The organism is Kitasatospora sp. NPDC022785 (genome assembly GCF_055561295.1).
Genome location: NZ_JBVHHB010000006.1, coordinates 104,709 through 121,294 on the forward strand (window position 1 = coordinate 104,709; position 16,586 = coordinate 121,294).

At 72.7% G+C, this 16,586-nt stretch carries 16 protein-coding genes; all 16 read right to left on the reverse strand.

Annotated features, from left to right (window positions below):
• Positions 1-25: 25 nt before the first annotated feature.
• Complete coding sequence (gene hypF, locus ACZ3YO_RS12345) at positions 26-2,392, reverse strand: carbamoyltransferase HypF (RefSeq protein WP_465568338.1); 2,367 nt, start codon at positions 2,390-2,392, stop codon at positions 26-28.
• On the reverse strand, positions 2,389-3,135 hold the full coding sequence (hypB, locus tag ACZ3YO_RS12350) for a hydrogenase nickel incorporation protein HypB (RefSeq protein ID WP_465568341.1): 747 nt from the start codon (positions 3,133-3,135) through the stop codon (positions 2,389-2,391). Before hypB ends, hypF begins: the two co-directional genes overlap by 4 nt.
• Positions 3,136-3,138: 3 nt before the next feature.
• The gene (locus ACZ3YO_RS12355; RefSeq protein ID WP_465568344.1) at positions 3,139-3,519 is read right to left on the reverse strand and encodes a hydrogenase maturation nickel metallochaperone HypA/HybF; all 381 of its coding nucleotides are present in this window, start codon (positions 3,517-3,519) and stop codon (positions 3,139-3,141) included.
• 215 nt (positions 3,520-3,734) lie between these two features.
• Positions 3,735-3,839 carry a DUF6893 family small protein gene (locus ACZ3YO_RS12360; protein WP_465568347.1) on the reverse strand — a complete coding sequence of 35 codons (105 nt, stop codon included), beginning with the start codon at positions 3,837-3,839 and terminating at the stop codon, positions 3,735-3,737.
• A 17-nt stretch (positions 3,840-3,856) separates the two neighbouring features.
• Positions 3,857-4,390, reverse strand: a complete 534-nt coding sequence (locus ACZ3YO_RS12365; RefSeq protein WP_465568350.1) for a hydrogenase maturation protease — start codon at positions 4,388-4,390, stop codon at positions 3,857-3,859.
• The gene (locus ACZ3YO_RS12370; RefSeq protein WP_465568353.1) at positions 4,387-5,802 is read right to left on the reverse strand and encodes a hypothetical protein; all 1,416 of its coding nucleotides are present in this window, start codon (positions 5,800-5,802) and stop codon (positions 4,387-4,389) included. The genes ACZ3YO_RS12365 and ACZ3YO_RS12370 overlap by 4 nt, the downstream gene beginning before the upstream one ends.
• The gene (locus ACZ3YO_RS12375; RefSeq protein ID WP_465568356.1) at positions 5,799-6,446 is read right to left on the reverse strand and encodes a DUF6084 family protein; all 648 of its coding nucleotides are present in this window, start codon (positions 6,444-6,446) and stop codon (positions 5,799-5,801) included. The genes ACZ3YO_RS12370 and ACZ3YO_RS12375 overlap by 4 nt, the downstream gene beginning before the upstream one ends.
• A complete protein-coding gene (locus tag ACZ3YO_RS12380; protein WP_331742111.1) occupies positions 6,443-7,066 on the reverse strand; it encodes a DUF5947 family protein in 624 nt (207 codons plus the stop codon). The genes ACZ3YO_RS12375 and ACZ3YO_RS12380 overlap by 4 nt, the downstream gene beginning before the upstream one ends.
• Positions 7,063-7,593, reverse strand: a complete 531-nt coding sequence (locus ACZ3YO_RS12385; protein WP_465568360.1) for a hypothetical protein — start codon at positions 7,591-7,593, stop codon at positions 7,063-7,065. Before ACZ3YO_RS12385 ends, ACZ3YO_RS12380 begins: the two co-directional genes overlap by 4 nt.
• Complete coding sequence (locus ACZ3YO_RS12390) at positions 7,590-9,374, reverse strand: nickel-dependent hydrogenase large subunit (RefSeq protein WP_465568363.1); 1,785 nt, start codon at positions 9,372-9,374, stop codon at positions 7,590-7,592. The genes ACZ3YO_RS12385 and ACZ3YO_RS12390 overlap by 4 nt, the downstream gene beginning before the upstream one ends.
• A 64-nt stretch (positions 9,375-9,438) precedes the next feature.
• Entirely contained in the window at positions 9,439-10,500 is a 1,062-nt protein-coding gene (locus tag ACZ3YO_RS12395) for an NADH-quinone oxidoreductase subunit B family protein (RefSeq protein WP_465547351.1), read from the reverse strand.
• Between the two features lie 102 nt (positions 10,501-10,602).
• Positions 10,603-12,294, reverse strand: coding sequence for a hydrogenase maturation protein (locus tag ACZ3YO_RS12400; protein WP_465568366.1), 1,692 nt, complete (start codon positions 12,292-12,294; stop codon positions 10,603-10,605).
• A 356-nt stretch (positions 12,295-12,650) separates the two neighbouring features.
• The gene (locus ACZ3YO_RS12405) at positions 12,651-14,030 is read right to left on the reverse strand and encodes an erythromycin esterase family protein (RefSeq protein ID WP_465568369.1); all 1,380 of its coding nucleotides are present in this window, start codon (positions 14,028-14,030) and stop codon (positions 12,651-12,653) included.
• Between the two features lie 282 nt (positions 14,031-14,312).
• Positions 14,313-14,531 (reverse strand): hypothetical protein, encoded by a 219-nt coding sequence (locus ACZ3YO_RS12410; protein WP_465568372.1) that lies wholly within the window; start codon positions 14,529-14,531, stop codon positions 14,313-14,315.
• Between the two features lie 302 nt (positions 14,532-14,833).
• Complete coding sequence (locus ACZ3YO_RS12415; RefSeq protein ID WP_465568375.1) at positions 14,834-14,971, reverse strand: hypothetical protein; 138 nt, start codon at positions 14,969-14,971, stop codon at positions 14,834-14,836.
• A gap of 314 nt (positions 14,972-15,285) precedes the next feature.
• Positions 15,286-16,506, reverse strand: coding sequence for a GNAT family N-acetyltransferase (locus ACZ3YO_RS12420; protein WP_465568378.1), 1,221 nt, complete (start codon positions 16,504-16,506; stop codon positions 15,286-15,288).
• Between the last annotated feature and the right edge of the window lie 80 nt (positions 16,507-16,586).

Here is a 16,586-nt window from a genome sequence, read left to right on the forward strand (position 1 = left end):
TCGTTCTGGGGCGTTGGGTGGCCGGTCAGCCGTCGGCTGCCCGGGCCGCGACCATCAGCTGGCCGAGCGCGAGTCCCCCGTCGTTGGGCGGGACGCGTGTATGGCGCAGCACCGTGAAGCCGTCCTCGCGCAGCAGGGTGGCGCAGCGCGAGGAGAGCAGCGTGTTGGCGAACACCCCGCCGGTGAGGGCCACCGCCGTGAGGCCGGAGCGCTCGCGGGCCGCCCCGCAGACGTCCCGGACCAGGCCGGCCACGGCGGTGTGGAACCGGGCGGCGACGACGCCCCGCCCGGTGCCCGCCCGCAGATCGGCGACCACGGCGGCCAGCACCGGGGCGGGGTCGGCGACGAGTGGCCCGACAGTGTCCGGACCGGCAGGGTGCAGGGCGAAGGCATAGCCGCTCGCTCCCGCCACGCCGACGGCCGCCCCCTCCAGTTCGACGGCGGCCTGGGCCTCGTAGCCGACGATTTGGCAGACGCCGGCCAACGAGGAGACGGCGTCGAAGAGCCGTCCCATGCTGGAGGTGTCGACGCAGTTGACCCCGCGCTCCAGCTGACGGGCCAGCAGGCGCAGTTCCTCGGGCGGGCAGGCGCGCACGGCGGGCAGGTCCTCGTCCCAGGGCAGGCCGGCCGCCCACAGGTGGGCCAGCGCCATCCGGTACGGGCGCCGGACGGCCGTGTCACCGCCGGGCAGCCGGACGTACGCCAGGTGGGCGAACCGCTCGAATCCGTCGTAGCCGGCCAGCAGGAACTCACCTCCCCAGACCGCGCCGTCGTCGCCGTAGCCGGTGCCGTCGAAGGCGACTCCGATCACCCGCTCGGCGCTTGTGAGTCCGTGTTCGGCCATGGCCGCGGCGACATGCGCGTGGTGGTGCTGGACGCGGACGAGCGGGCGGCCGGCACGGTGGCGTTCGGCCCACCGGGCGGACCGGTAGGCCGGGTGCCGGTCCGCCGCCAGTCGCCCGGGCCGTACCCCGGTGATCGACTCCAGCTGCTGTTCGGCGCGTTGGAACGCCTGCTGGGTCGCCACGTCGTCCATGTCGCCGATGTGGGCGGAGAGCCAGGCCCGGCGGCCCTCGCCGAGGCAGAGCGTGTTCTTGAGGTCCCCGCCGACCGCCAGTGCGGCCGGGACGGGCCAGGGCAGCGTCAGCGGGAGCGGGGCGTAGCCGCGGGAGCGGCGGACGGTCAGCTGGTGGCCGTCGCAGACCCGCACGACGGAGTCGTCGCAGGGCACGTGGATGGGGCGGTCGTGGGTGAGCCAGGCGTCCGCCATCCCCGCGAGCCGTTCGAGGGCTTCGGCGTCGTCGGTCACGATCGGTTCGCCCGACAGGTTGCCGCTGGTCATGACGAGCAGCCGCGGTCCCGGGGGGTCGCCGGGCAGGCCGAGCAGCAGGTGGTGCAGGGGCGTGTACGGGAGCATCACGCCGAGGTCGGGAGTGCGCGGGGCCACGGCGTCCGGCAGCGTCACCGCCGCACCGCGGCGACGGCGCAGCAGCACGATCGGCCGGGCTCTTCCGGTGAGCAGGGACCGCTCCTCGGCGCCGAGCTCGACCAGGGCCTCGACCTCGGCCGGGCCGGCGGCCATCAGCGCGAAGGGCTTGTCGCCGCGGGCCTTGCGCCGCCGCAGCCGCGCCACCGCCGCCTGGTCCGACGCGTCACAGGCCAGGTGGTAGCCGCCCAGGCCCTTGACCGCCAGGATCGCCCCGGCGGCGAGCAGGCGCCGGGCCCCTGCCACCGGGTCCTCCCCCGGCAGTTCGCGGATCGCGCCCCGGGGCGCCGGCCCGGCCGCGAGCAGGCGAAGGCGGGGGCCGCAGGAGTGGCAGGCGATCGGCTGGGCGTGGAAGCGCCGGTCGGCCGGATCCGTGTACTCGCGGGTGCAGGCGGCGCACATCGGGAAACCGGCCATCGTGGTCCGGTCCCGGTCGTAGGGCAGGCCGGTGACGATGGTGAAGCGCGGCCCGCAGTGCGTGCAGGTGATGAAGGGGTGCCGGTGGCGCCGGTCGCCGGGGTCGGTCAGCTCGGCGAGGCAGTCGGCGCAGGTGGCCGTGTCGGGCGAGACCAGGGTGCGGGCGGGCCCGGCGGCGTGCGAGGCGAGGATGGTGAATCCCACCGAACCCTGCGACGGGACGCTCTCGTGCTGGACGGAGTCCACCACGGCCAGCGGCGGTGCGTCGGTGGCGACCAGCTCACAGAACCGTGCGACCGACGCGGGCGGGCCCTCGACCTCGGCGATCACACCGTCGGCGGTGTTGCCGACCTGTCCCGTCAGGCCGAGCCGGGTGGCGAGGGAGTGCACGAACGGGCGGAAGCCGACGCCCTGCACGACCCCGTGGACGGCAACCCTTCGGCGCTGTGCGGCCTCGGCGGCGTCGACGGAAGTGCCGGCCGTGGTCACAGGTGCAGCGCCGGATGCGCGTGCCCGTGATCGTGCCCGTGCGTGTGCGCCGGCTCGACCCGCGCCATCACCGGGACGTGCACCGGCCTGCCGCCGTGGACCGCCAGCGCGGCCTCCAACAGCAGGCCCGTTCCGTTCCCGGTCCGGGCCGAGGTCAGCAGGATCTCCACGCCCGGGTTGACCTGTCCGACGTTCGCGCGGAACGCCGCCTCGTCGAATCCCACCGCCTCGGCGAGGTCGGTCTTGGTCACCAGCACGAGGTTCGCCAGCCCGAAGGCGGTCGGGTACTTCAGCGGCTTGTCCTCCCCCTCGGTGACCGAGGCCAGCGCGACGCGCAGGGACTCGCCCAGCGCGTAGGAGGCGGGGCAGACCAGGTTGCCGACGTTCTCCACGAAGAGCAGCTTGGTCTGCGCGGGCAGCCAGCCGTCCAGGTGGCCGGCCAGCATGTGGGCCTCCAGGTGGCAGAGCCCGTCGGTCAGCACCTGCTTGACCGGCGCGCCGGAACGGGCCAGCCGCATCGCGTCGTTCTCGGTGGCGAGGTCCGCGGTGAGCGCGGCGACCGGGATGCCGCGCTCCCGGGCGGCGGTCAACTCCGCTTCGAGCAGAGCGGTCTTACCGCTTCCGGGGCTGGAGAGCAGGTTGACGGCGATGGTGCCGCGCGCGGCCAGCTCCTCGCGCAACTGCTGCGCGCCGAGGTCGTTCTTGGCGAGGACCGCCTGTTGCAGGTCGACCGTTCGGCACATGGTTCAGCGCTCCTGGAGAGTCGGTTCGGCGGCGTGCGGGTCGTCCCAGCGCACGCTGACAATCTGCAACTCGCGCCCGGCCAGCAACTCCGCGGTGGTGGTGCCGCAGACGGGGCAGCACAGCTCCGGCGGCATGCCGACCAGCCACTCGTCGGTGCAGGGCACGCACCGGGCGCGGGCGGCGACGGGCTCGACGACCAGCTCGCAGCCGGCCAGCACCGTTCCCTCGCAGGCGAGTCCGAAGCAGAAGTCGAGCGAGTCGGGGACGACTCCGGCCAGCTGGCCGACCTGGAGCAGCACCGACCGCACGGTGGTGGCTCCGGCCGCCAGGGCGGCCTCTTCGACCTGGCCGACGACGGCCGCGGCGATCGACATCTCGTGCATCGGGGACCTTCCTGCGCGGCCGAGCTGTCGCGAGCCGGCCGGGTTCATTAAAGGGCGGCCACCGAGGGGCCGCGCGGGCGACGCGCCGCCACCGGCCCGCCGCTTAGCCCGTTCAGGCCAAGGCCGGCCGGCGGTGGCGCTCGCGGCTCACCCTCGGAACGTGGCCCGGGCGGTCGCCGTCCGGCGGCCGCCCGGGGTGTCCGTCACGGTGGCCGTCACATGCAGCGGATCCGCAGGTAGCGTTTGATGTCCGGCATCACCTGGATCGCCAGCCAGACGAGTCCGGTGGCGGCGACGGTGCCGATGAGGCACTTCTTCATGGCGGTGGTTCCTCTCGTCAGTTCGCGGCCGGGTCGGCCGCTGTCAGCGGCGGTGTACGTGCCTCGTCCCCGGCCAGTAGTCGGCGGATCAGCCGTACGGCCTCCGGGACCGCTGCCGCGACCGGTTCGCTGAGGCCGATGCCCTCGCCGACGTCCGCCGGTTCGCAGCCGACCACGACGGTGCGTCGCGGCGGCGTCGATCCGGTGCCGGCGCACAGAGTGCCGAGCAGGGCAAGCACCGCGTCCGGGGACATCCGGTGGCCGTCCAGTGGTGCGGCGCCCGGTTCTGCTTCGCCCGGTTCGCCGGCCTCGATCAGGTAGACCGTGCCGGGTGGGCCTCCGCGGGCGGTGGCATCCACCAGGACGAGGGTGTCGTAGCCGTCCAGCAGCTGGTAGGCGAGGTGGACGCCGCGTACTCCGACGTCCACCACCTCGACCCCGGGCGGGAGTTGCCGGGGCGTGAGGTGCCTGACCACCTCGACGCCGAAGCCGTCGTCGCCGAGGAAGATGTTCCCGACCCCGGCGACCAGGGTCCGTGCCGGGGGTGTCATGCGTCCTCCAGCGGGGTGACCTCGTCGGGCTGGAAGTAGAGGAAGCGGCCCTGCTCGCGGCGGATGTCGGCGCCCGGGTCGCCCTCGACGGTGACCGCCAGGTGCACTCCGCCGTCCACGTCGTGGAGCACCGCCTCCACCAGCGCGTTCCGGCCTTGCAGGAAGAGGTCCTGGGCGTCGGTTCGCCGCAGGCCGGGGCGCAGCACGACCCGGCTGCCGGCGCCGACACGGTGACCGTCGACGAGCACGCGGTCGCGCTCGGGGTCGACGCTGGCGTCGCTCGCCGGGTCCCACCACGGGGTGCCGGGCGAGAGCAGCTGCTCGATCGGGTCGGCCGCGGTGTGGTGCGTGTCCGGCGCGGTGACCTCGCGCAGTGAGCGGATGGCGCCGTGCAGGCGCTCCAGCACCTCGGGGGGCATCGAGTCGGCGAGGTCGATCACGGCGGCCGCCCGGGCGTCGGTACCGCGGGCCTCGCGCTTCTCCTGGTCGGTCAGGGCGGCCGTGCGCAGCGCCAGGATCTCGTCGATCTCCAGGGCGTCGTAGAGGGTGCCCGGGCTCTCGGGGGCGACGGCCGCGTGGTCCTCCAGGATGATCGGTGAGGAGAGCAGCAGGTCCGCGCTGCCCTGCTCGCCCGCCAGCACCGGCCACGTGTGCAGGCTGCGGCAGTCGGCGGTGGCGGCCTTGGCCCACTCGGGCGGGTCGGTGGGCGAGAGGAAGGACCCGTTGTCCAGGGCGAGCAGCAGGTGGGCCGAGACCAGCGACCGCGGCAGCGCGGCCTCGCGGTCCGCGCCCGGTCCGGGGGTCCAGCCGCTGGAGTTCTCCACCAGCACCGTCAGCTTGCTCACCGTGTAGGGGCCGGGGAGTTCGGCCGCCGCGATCCGCAGGGTGCCGGCCACGGCCTCCCGGCGGCGGACGACCCGGCCGATCACCCGGCCGGTGTCGTCCCGGACCAGCTCGGTCTCCTTCGTGGCGGGGCGGGAGAAGGTCACCGGCGTGGGCTGCCCGCCGAGTTCGGCGACCGGCAGGGCCAGCTGGACGCGTTCCTCGACGCCCTCGTCCCAGGCGGTCAGCACCCGGTCGGCGAGCTCCAGTTCGGGCACCGTCAGGTAGGAGCCGTCGGGACGGGCCTGCTGGACAGCGCGCCGCTGCGCGTGCAGGAAACGCAGCTCCAGGTAGAGCGTCGCGCCGCGGCGCGGCTCGATCAGGCACTCGGTGCGCTGGCGTGACTGCTCGCCCTGGTCGGCGCCCCACGCGGGAGGCACCAGGACGCCGAACTGCCAGCGCATCCGGTTCTTGGCCGCCGAGGCCCGGTAGGGGTAGAGCACGTAGCCCTCGAAGAGGACGGCGTCGGCCAGCTGCCGCACCGCCGCGAACCGCGCTTCGATCGCCGGGGTGAGCACGTCGGCCTTCACTGGACGGCTCCGTTCTGCACCGTGGCGGAATCGAGGAGGTGGCGCACGGTCAGCTCCCAGGACGGCAGCGCACGGCGCGACCGGAAGGCGAGCAGCTCGTCCAGTGTGTCGCGGGAGAGCCGGACCCAGCCGCAGCCGGGGAAGTGCTGGTCGACCATCTCTCGCCAGACGGTGACGGGCAGTCGGCAGTGCGCCTCCCGGTCCCAGGGCACCGGTTCCACGTGGAAACCTCTCGCGCCGGTGAACGCGGTACCGGAGAAGAGCATCAGCAGCGGCACCTCGCCCTCGCGCAGGGCGTGGAAGTACCGGGTCGCGGCGATGTCCAGGTCGTAGCTGCAGGGCACCGGAAGGTCCACCTCGGTCTCCCCGGTGAAGCCGGGGACCATCAGCGCGACCTCGGCGAACTGCAGCGGCTTGAGTGTGCTGCCCCAGCGCGAGCGGTCGCCGAACAGGTCCGCCAAGCCGTCGGCCTCGGCCGGCTGGTAGCCGCGCCGTGCCGGTTCGATCCGTAGCTGGCAGCGCAGCGCGAGGGCGTGTACCCGGGTGTCCGGGGTGGCGGTGATCCGCAGCCTGAAGACCAGGGTGGGGCCGGCGGCGTAGCGGTCGGCCCGCACCCCGGTGCAGCTGAAGGAGAACTCGGTCACGGCTGCGCGGCCTCCTGCGGGATCCGGGCTCGCCCGGCGACGTGGGCGAAGAACGCGTCCAGCTCGGCCCGGGCCCGCGCTCCCCCGTCGAACCCCTTCCAGTGCAGCCGCATCTGCCCGACCAGCCGGTAGCAGACGTCGATCGGCACCAGGTAGCACGCGTAGCCGTCCTGGGAGCGGCGCAGCAGCAGGGCCTCCACGTCCGGTTCGAGCAGCGCGGCCAGCCGGGTGCCGTCCAGCACGGCCTGCCAGGCCGAGGGGTCGAGCTCGCTCTCGGTGGCGCCTGCCGGGCTCGGGTAGAGCGCGACCAGCCGGTCGAGTGCGCTGTTGCGGAAGAAGAACGCGACCCCGACCGGAATCTGCAGGAGGTCCCAGGCGGCGTCGTCCAGCCGGAGCTGCGGGTCGGTCAGGTAGCGGTCCGGCACCGCGCGGTACCGCCCGCGGGCGGCTCCGGAGTGCTCGAACAGCAGGCTGCACGGGATGCAGGCGCAGCTCAGCGAGCGCTGCTCGACGTCCACCAGGTGGCGGTGGCCGTGCTCGGCCACCACCACCCCGCACAGTTCACAGCGCTCGGGTGCGGGCTCGCGCGGTGCGAGGAACCGGCGGAGGGCCGCCGTCACGAGCCGCCGCCCGGGGCACGGGTGGAGATCTGCAGCAGCGCCGGCTCCTTGACGGCGTCCTCCACTGCCACGGAGGTCACCTCCGGGGCGAGGCCGGCCAGCGCGTCGGTGAGTGCCTCGTCGGCGGTGGCCGACGTGCTCGGGCATCCGCAGCCGCCACCGGTGAAGCGCACCCGCAGGGCGCCGGTGGCCTCGTCGAAGCTCACCATCTCGGCCTGGTGCTGGGTCAGCACCCTGCCGATCCTGGCCGACAGGTCCTCCGGGTGCAGCTCGTGCAGCACCAGGAGGTTGGCCACCAGCTCGTCCGCCAGCAGGGTCCTCACCACCGTGGCGGCGCCCAGCAGGTCGACGATCCGGGCCAGGCCCGCGCCGTAGAAGGCCATCAGCGCGCGGACCAGTTCCTCGGCGGCGCCCGCGGCCTCGTCCTGGCCGGTGGCCGCGAGCTGGTCCAGGATCTCCTCGATCCGCCGGCCGAGCTGTTCCGTGTTGACCGTCCGGGCCGCCGCGGCCGCCGTCACCGCGCTCATCCGCCCAGTCCGCTCAGGCCGGTGGGCACGTGCATCTGCTTCACGGTCCGGCCCTCGCCGGTGTACATGTGGACCCCGCACGGCAGACAGGGGTCGAAGCTGCGCACGGCGCGCATGATGTCGATCCCCTTGAAGTTCTCCGGGGTGTTCTCCTCGAAGATCGGCGTGTTCTGCACCGCGTCCTCGTACGGTCCCGGTGTCCCGTAGGTGTCGCGGGTGCTCGCGTTCCACGGGGTGGGCGGGTAGGGGTGATAGTTGGCGATCTTGCCGTCGCGGATCACCAGGTGGTGCGAGAGGACGCCGCGCACGGCCTCGGTGAAGCCGACGCCCAAGCCCTCCTCGGGCACCTCGAACTTCTCCCAGGTCTGGGTGCGTCCGGCCCGCACCTCGGCGAGGCCCTTCTCGGCGAAGTGCAGTGCGACGGCGGCCGCGTACGCCTGGAAGTAGGTGCGGGCGCGGTTGCGCTCCAGGGCGTTGCTCCACTGCGGGATCTTCCACTCGAAGGTGGTCTCGGGCTTGGTCATGGTCTTCGGCAGGTTGATCACCACGCTGTGCCCGGTCGCCTTGACGTAGCCGATGTCCACCAGGCCGGAGAGCGCGGTCGACCAGAGCCGGGCGATCGGGCCGCCACCCGTGTCCAGGGCCAGGTAGTCCTTGCCGTCGAACCAGCGCGGCGACATCACCCAGCTGTACTTGTCCTCGAAGTTGCGCTTCTGCGGGGCCGGGATGGTGTGCTGGTTCCACGGGTGGCGCGGGTCGACGGGGTTGCCGAGCGGGTCGTGGGTGACGAACTGCTTCTTGCCCTCCCAGTCCTGGTAGTACGAGCTGCCGAGCAGGATCCGGATGCCCAGGTTGATCTCGGTGAGGTCGTTGGTGACGAGCTTGCCGTCCACGATGATGCCGGGGGTGACGAACATCCGCCGTCCCCAGTCGGTCATGTTGCGGTAGGTGAAGTCGCAGTACTCGGGGTCGTTGAGCGCGCCCCAGCAGCCGAGCAGGATCCGGCGGCGGCCGACCTCCTCGTAGCCGGGCAGCGCCTGGTAGAAGAAGTCGAACAGGTCGTCGTGCAGCGGGACGACGCGCTTCATGAACTCCACGTACCGCATCAGGCGGCTCAGGTAGTCGGTGAAGAGCTGGACGGAGGCGACCGTCCCGGTGCCGCCCGGGTAGAGGGTGGAGGGGTGCACGTGGCGGCCCTCCATCAGGCAGAACATCTCCCGGGTGTAGCGACTGACCTGGAGGGCCTCGCGGTAGAACTCACCCTCGATCGGGTTGAGCGAGCGCATGATGTCGGCGATCGTCTTGTACCCGTGCTCGCCGGCGTGCGGGGAGGGGGTGCGCTCGGCGAGCTCGAGGACGCCCGGGTTGGTCTCGCGGACCATCTTCTCGCAGTAGTCGACCCCGACCAGGTTCTCCTGGAAGATGTTGTGGTCGAACATGTACTCGGCGGACTCGCCGAGGTTGATGATCCACTCGCCGAGGTGCGGCGGCTTCACTCCGTAGGCCATGTTCTGCGCGTACACGGAGCAGGTCGCGTGGTTGTCGCCGCAGATCCCGCAGATCCGGCTGGTGATGAAGTGCGCGTCACGGGGGTCCTTGCCGCGCATGAAGACGCTGTAGCCGCGGAAGACCGAGGACGTGCTGTAGCACTCGGCGACCCGCTTCTGCCTGAAGTCGATCTTCGTATGGATGCCGAGACTGCCCACGATCCGGGTGATCGGATCCCAGGACATCTCCACCAGGCCGCTACCGTCTCCGGCCGCTCTCGTCGTCGGTGCCATCGTGTCTTCCGAGCCCTTCTTCATGCCGGGAGTTCTGCGGGATGCTGTTGCTGCGCGGGCGGTGTCACCACGGCTTGCGGTAACCGGTGGTCAGGTTCTGGCCGGTCCGTCGCCACTTGGGCTCCTTGTCCAGGGTGTCCGCCGTGACCGCCCGCAGCCGGCGCACGACCGCGCCGTAGACGCCGCTGGCGGTACTGGAGACCTTGGCCCCGGGCGGCTCGTCCATGAACGGCATGAACTTGTCCGGGAACCCGGGCATGGTGCAGCCGATGCAGATGCCGCCGACGTTGGGGCAGCCGCCGATGCCGTTCATCCAGCCGCGCTTGGGGACGTTGCACTTGACGACCGGGCCCCAGCAGCCGAGCTTCACCAGGCACTTGGGCGAGTCGTAGGTGGAGGCGAACTGGCCTTGCTCGTAGTAGCCGGCCCGGTCGCAGCCCTCGTGCACGGTGGCGCCGAAGAGCCAGGCCGGGCGGAGGTGCTCGTCCAGCGGGATCATCGGGGCCGCGCCGGTCGCCTGGTGCAGCAGGTAGACCAGCGTCTCCGAGAAGTTGTCCGGCTGGATCGGGCAGCCCGGCACACAGACGATCGGGATGCCCGCCTTGGACTTCCAGTCCCAGCCGAGGTAGTCGGGCACGCCCATCGCACCGGTCGGGTTGCCGGCCATCGCGTGGATGCCGCCGTAGGTCGCGCAGGTGCCGATCGCGACCACCGCGAGGGCCTTGGGGGCGAGCCGGTCCAGCCACTCGCTGGTGGTGATCGGCTGGCCGGTCTCGGGGTCGTCACCGAACCCGCACCAGTAGCCTTCCTTCTTGATCGACTCGTTGGGGATGGATCCCTCGACGACCAGCACGAACGGGTCGATCTCGCCGCGCTCGCCCTTGAAGAACCATTCGATGAACGTGTCGGCGCCCTGGACCGGGCCGCATTCGAAGTCGATCAGGGGCCAGTGCACCGCGATCCTGGGCAGCCCGGGGAGCACGCTGAGGGCGATCTCCTCGATGCTGGGCTGGGTCGCGGCGGTCAGCGACACGGAGTCACCGTCACAGCTCAGGCCGGCGTTGATCCAGAGGATGTGGATCAACGGGGCCTCGGTGGCGGCGGTCGCCTCGGTGGTCTCGGTCATTGGGGCCTCCTCAAGGAGGTTGTCGCGAAGCCGGGTGTCCTCCCAGACTCCCTGCACTTGGGGGCGGATGTGCCGGTGGATGCGGCCGATCCGGTGAACCGACTACTCTCCGTCATCCACGTGGGGCGGCTCGACGGTCGCCGCTTCCTTCCGAACGAACGCCCGGCGCAGCGCGTGGTACGGCGCTTCGGGGTCGTAGAAGATCCGGTGCATACGGTCGAGCTCCTCCCGGCGGAAGGCGGCCAGTGGCTTGATCGCCTCCTGCGCCTCGCGCGCCGCCTTCTTCGCGGCGATCCGCGGCCCGGTGACCGCACCGGAGCCCGCCAGTCGCAGGGCCCCCGCGCGGACCTCGGCGGCGAACGCCTGCGGCCGGCAGTGGAACAGCCGGTCCACCAGGCCGATCCGCTGCCCGGACGCGGCACTGAGCGGCAGCGCCCGGCCGGTGAGCTGCCGGGCCGTGGCGTCACCCACCCGGGCGGGCAGCAGGTGGGTCCAGTACTCCGAGCCGTAGAGCCCCATCAGCCGGTAGTGCGGATTGAGCACGGTGCCGGCCCTGCACCACACCTCGTCGGCCGCGAGCGCGAGCATCACACCGCCGGCGGCCGCGTTGCCGCCCAGGGCGGAGACCACCAGGCGGTCGGTGGTGGTCAGGACCGCCTCCACCAGGTCGTCCATCGCGTTCAGGTTGGCCCAGGACTCCGCTGCCGGATCGGCGGCGGCCTCGATCACGTTGAGGTGGATCCCGTTGGAGAAGAAGTCCCGTTGGCCGCCCAGCACCAGGACGGACGTGGGACGCGAGCAGGCCCGCCGGTAGGCGTCGAGCAGCCGGCGGCACTGGTCGGTGCTCATGGCACCGCCGGGGAAGGAGAACGAGAGGAACCCGGCCGCGCCCTCCTCCCGGTAGCGGATGTCGCTCCAGGTCGTGGCGGGGCAGTCCGGTGCGACGGGGACCTCGGGAAGCCCGGGGATCCGGCCGGCCAACGCGCGTGCGGCGGGCAGCTTGAACGGGCGGTCCTGCCCCGGACGGCGCCGGGCTCGCAGCTGCGGGATCCACACGGCTCCGTCGGCGGTGGCCCGGCACACCGCGCCGGCCCGGGTGGCCAGCAGCTCCCCCGGTGTGCCGTGCAGTTCGGTTTCCCGGTGGCCGCCGTGCAGGAACCACTCCTCGCCCAGCAGCCGGTCCAGCACACCCGGGGAGGAGTCGGCGGCGCGCAGCTTGCGCAGCACGGTGGCCGTGGAGTCGCGCTGCCAGTCGATCCTCCGCCGTTCCTGGGGGAAGTACGGCCGGGGATCGGCATCCGTCTGCCGCACGGGCAGGTACGTGCCCGAGGCGAAGCGGTCGACCGCCAGCAGCAGGGCGGTCATGGCGGCGTCGGACACCTCGTTCCGGTAGAGGTCGCTCTTGCCGACGGGCGGCACCGGGCAGGAGCCGGCCGCCCAGACGTCACCGCCGTCCATGACGGCGTTCGCCTGAAGGACCGTCACCCCCCACCGGGTGGCCTCCTCGTCGACGGCCCAGTCCAGTGAGGAGGGCCCCCGGTCCCCCACCGGCCCCGGGTGGACGATCAGGCACGGCAGCCCGGACCACACGTCCTGCGGCAGTGCGGTCCTCAGCATCGGTGCCACGACCAGCCGCGGCCGGTGGCGACGGACGGCCGCACGCAGCTCGGCGTCGCGCTCTGACGCCTCACCGCGCAACAGCGTGAGGGCCACCTGGTGGCCCCGGTCGCCCAGCTCCGAATACGCGCGCTGCGTCAGGCTGTTGAACGCCGAAGCGACGAGCAGGATTTGCATGACAGCCTCCCGGCCGCCCGTGGGGACACGAGCCCGGCCACCGCCGATCGTCGTGCACGGGGCGGCGTCACCCACGGTTGACAGGCTGCCGGCTCACTCGATCGCGCGAGCCCATCTGGCGGCACGACCCGGTGAGTGGAGGATTCCCCAGGGGAGATCCCCCGGGTCGGACAGTCGGTCTCGTGACGGCGCAACGATGCACCGCCGTGCGCCGGGCCGGGCTCTCGTAGTCGTGCTGTCCGGCCCGGTCGGGAGGCGCGAGCAGCATGCCGCGCCGCCGAGGGCGGCGCGGCGGGGGCGGCGCGGCGGGGGCGGCGCGGCGGGGGCGGCGCGGCGGGGGCGGCGCGGCGGGTGGTTCAGAGGGCGGTGGCTTCGTGGACCTGGTGGAGGTGGATGAGGATGTCGTGGGTCTGGGTGATGGCGACGGTGGGGAGCGGGTCGTTCTTGAAGCTGGAGCCGGCTTCGTAGACGGGGCGGGGGGTGTCCAGCCAGGTACGGGCCGCGGCCGGAAGCGTCCGCAGGTCGACGTAGAAGTCGCGGTGGTGGACCAGGTCGAGGGTGTACTCCTGCATGTCGGGGGTGGCCGCGGGGACGGTGACCTTGCTCCAGGCCCCGCCGAGGGTGGTCGCGGTGAGGAAGGACCCCTGGTCGAAGGTGAAGCCGATGGCGGCGTAGCCCCGGCCGAGGGCGTTGCGCAGGTAGACGCCCTGCGTCGTGGGGTACATGACGGGGTCGCTGGACAGGTAACCCACATGGCCGTTGTGCGCCGAGAGCAGCACCTTGTCGCCAGTGCGGCGCTGCCACCAGACGGTGTTCTCGGCCATGACGCGGTCCCGGAGGTGCTCCGCGGCGGACACCGACTCCGGGTCGGACAGGTCGAGGGCGGCGAAGGCGAAGGTCTGGGCGATGTTGCGGGCGTGCTGCTCGGCCCATTCGTACGCCTCGCCGCCGGTGCCCCTGTTGGCGATGACGAGGTCGAGCGCCTGCTGGGCGACGGTGGCGTTGTTGCGTCGCTCGGCGAGGGGCCTGCGCAGGTAGGCGAAGACGTCGTCGAGGGGGCGCAGGCCCGCGTACAGCTCTTCGAGGCGCGGGAGGTCCTGGGGGTGGGTGGCGCGGACGTGGGAGGCGACCCGGTCGAAGACGGCGTTGCCGAGCCTCGGCGCTCCGATGTCGTTGCCCATGAAGTGGACCTTCCGGTCGGGGTGCCGGTCGTTGTACTGCCGCATCCAGGCGATGAGGCTGACGAACTCCTCGCGCTCCCAGGGGGATCCGGCGAGTTCCTCCTTGGCCACCTGCCGGGCGTCGCCCGGGCCGCCCTGGATGTATTCGTCGATCCGCAGGCCGGCCGTCCAGCTCATCTCCAGGGCGAAGGTGGTGAAGCCCTTCTCCTCGACGAGGTGGCGGAAGACGCGTTCCTTCATGGCGAAGAACTCGTGCGAGCCGTGGGTGGCCTCTCCCAGCCCGACCACCTTGGCGTCGCCGACCATGGCGCCCAACGGCCGCAGGTCGGTGGTGGTGCCGCCGGGTTCCGTCGACCGCAGGCGGTAGGCGGCGCGCTCCAGAGCGCGTACCGCGGCCGCCTGCCGGCTGTCGGTCGCCGAGGAGCCGGCTGATGCGGACGCGGGGCCGGCGGCGGGTGCGGCGGAGGCCGCCGGGGCCAGCACGGTGGTGGCCACGAGCGCTGCCGTCGCGGCGAGCAGCCCTCGTCGGCCGATCGCCTTACTGTGTGCGGTCATGCTGATCACTCCTTGGTTCGGTGTTCGCCGGGCGGTGGAATGATCATGGCGCGGACCGGGGGCGGGTCGCGCTGGTGCCGGCCACCGGACCGAACCGGGGGAAAACCCCCGGGTGGCGGCGTCCGAGGCGGGCGAGGACGGATTCGAACCGTCACAGCCCAAGCGGGGGTGCGACAGGCCCTTGGACTCTTTCCGTTGCCCGGCATCCCGTGGCGGATAGGCCGGGCCCGGGTGCGCGCGCCCTTCGGGCCGGGCCCGGTGACGGCCGTGTACTCGTCTCCGTCAGCGGGCCGAGAGCGTGGCATCGAGTGCGCCGGCGAAGGCGGCTGCGTCGGTCTGGCCGCCGAAGTGGTGGATCACGTGCTCACGGACGTACTCCTGCCGGGCTCGACTGAAGGCCGCACAGGCGTCGTGGTTGACGTACGCGGTGTGGCCGCGGTCGTGGGCACGCGAGAGCGCGGCGATCTTCTCGGCGTGGCCCGCGTACTCGGGGGTGTCCACCGCCCGCCCGTCCGCCTCCCCAACGGCACGGCGGCCGCGAGCTGCTCCAGCTCGCGCTGGACCACTGCGGCGAACGGCTGCCGCTTGCCGCCGAAGCAGGCCCTGTCAGCACTCCCGCCCTGGAGGGATCCCTGCCCCGGCACCCTCGTAGGGTCGTCCGGGCGTCGTCGGTCGGACAGAACCGAGCCGCCCGGGCGGTCGCCCGGCCGGGCGAGCCCGCTGTCTCGGCGGCACGGTCACCGCACCCACCGGGAATCCTGCTCCGCTTGCGCTCGCCGGTACGGCGTCCGCCGCCCGAAGGCTCAGAAGCCTCCGGGGACCGAGCCGGCGGCCTGCCGGTAGTTGTCGACGTCCGGCGAGTACGGCTGTCCGCTCGGCTGCCTGCCGATCCCGACGACGGAGCCCAGTATCGACAGCAGCGTTCCGATGATCCTCTTCATCCGTTCCCCCCCAGCTCTGGCATCCGGACAGGTCCGGTGTGCCTCCTCCCGGCAGCCTAGGCCCACCCAGGGCACCGGCGCACCGGGTCTGAGAATCTCTTGAGCCTGGCAGGCAGGTGGACTTCCGCTGTCGCCGATCTCCGACGCCGGCCGCGATGCTCACGCTCCTGGACCCTTGTGGCGATGCGGTCTTGAACCGGCGGGGTGCCGCTGCCGTCGCCGGACCTCCGCCGGTTCACGGCCGGAAAGGACGTGGGAGGGCGGCCGGCCCGTGACCCGGCCGAGGAGACCTGTGCCGGGCCGCGGGCGCGCGGTCAGAACCAGTGCAGGCAGTGCGGGGAGCGCTCGGCGCGGAAGAGGGCGTCAGCGAGGGCGGCCGCGCCCGGGCGGTGGGCCCGGATGTGGCCGGCACGCACGAGCGTGCTCGGGGCGGTGCCACCGAGATAGACCGAGCCCAGGTCCCTCACGTCCATGGACAGGTCGGGCTCGCGATCCGTCGGGACGCAGTCGGCCTTGCCGTCCCGGACGGTCAGCAGGTACCGGCCGTGCTCGCCGAGGAACGGGTCCGCGACGTCGAGGACGAGTTCGCCGTCCATGGACCAGCCACGGGCGGTCAGGGCACGCGGGACGTCGAGCAGACGCACCCAGAGCCAGTCGGTGTCGCCGCTCACCTCGCCGGCGCGGAAGTCCGCGAACTGCCAGCGCAGCGGGTGCCCGGGCGGGACGTGCTTGAAGACGACCCGAGCGACCAGGTCGTGTCCGAGTACGAACCGGGCCAGGGCCGTGAAGACGGCGTCGTCCGCGGCGATGGTCTCGTCGACCGTCAAGGTCTCGGGCTCGCCGATCGAGTAGCTGGCGTAACCGTCCGGAACGCCGTCGGCGTCACGGTGAACGGCGACGTAGCGCGGCGCCGGCGAGATCGGGGGCTGCCCCGCGCGCAAGGCCCACCAGCGGTGCGGGCGGGACAGTGCGCCGGGCTGGGCGCGGCGGTACCGGTCGTAGACCTCCTCCAGAATCTCGCCGCACTCGGCACGACGCAGCACCTCGACCGAGCCGGTCGCCGGTACCTCGGCGACTCCGCGCGCCCGGGGAACGGCGAGGGCGGCCCTGTGGCGCGGCACCGTCAGCCGCGCCGTGTAGGTCGCCGGTCCGTAGCCGAACCTGCCGTAGATCGGGGCCTCCGAGGCCAGCAGCACGGAGAGGAACTCCCCGCGAGCCCGCGACTCGGCGAGCTGATGCCGCATCATCGCGCTGAGCACGCCCTGGCGCCGGTGCGAGGGCAGGACGCCGACGGCGGTCACCCCGGCGGCCGGGACGAGGGTCCGGCCGGGCAGGGTGAGCTCGAAGGGGTACGCGGCGGCGGTGCCGACGGGCCGCCCGTCCGCCGTCAGGGCGAGCAGGCAGCGGTCCGTTTCGAGCGCCGACCACCAGAGCCCGCCGCCCTCGACCGGGGTTTCCGGGAAGCGCCCGAACGCGGCATGGACCGTTTCGACGAAGACGTCGAAGTCCTCATCTGTCGTGGAACGAATCTCCATTGCCGCCGCTGCCTCCTCGAATCACCGGCACCACGACTCGTGGTGTCCGGATCACAGTGCAGCGTTGACCCGTGGCCACG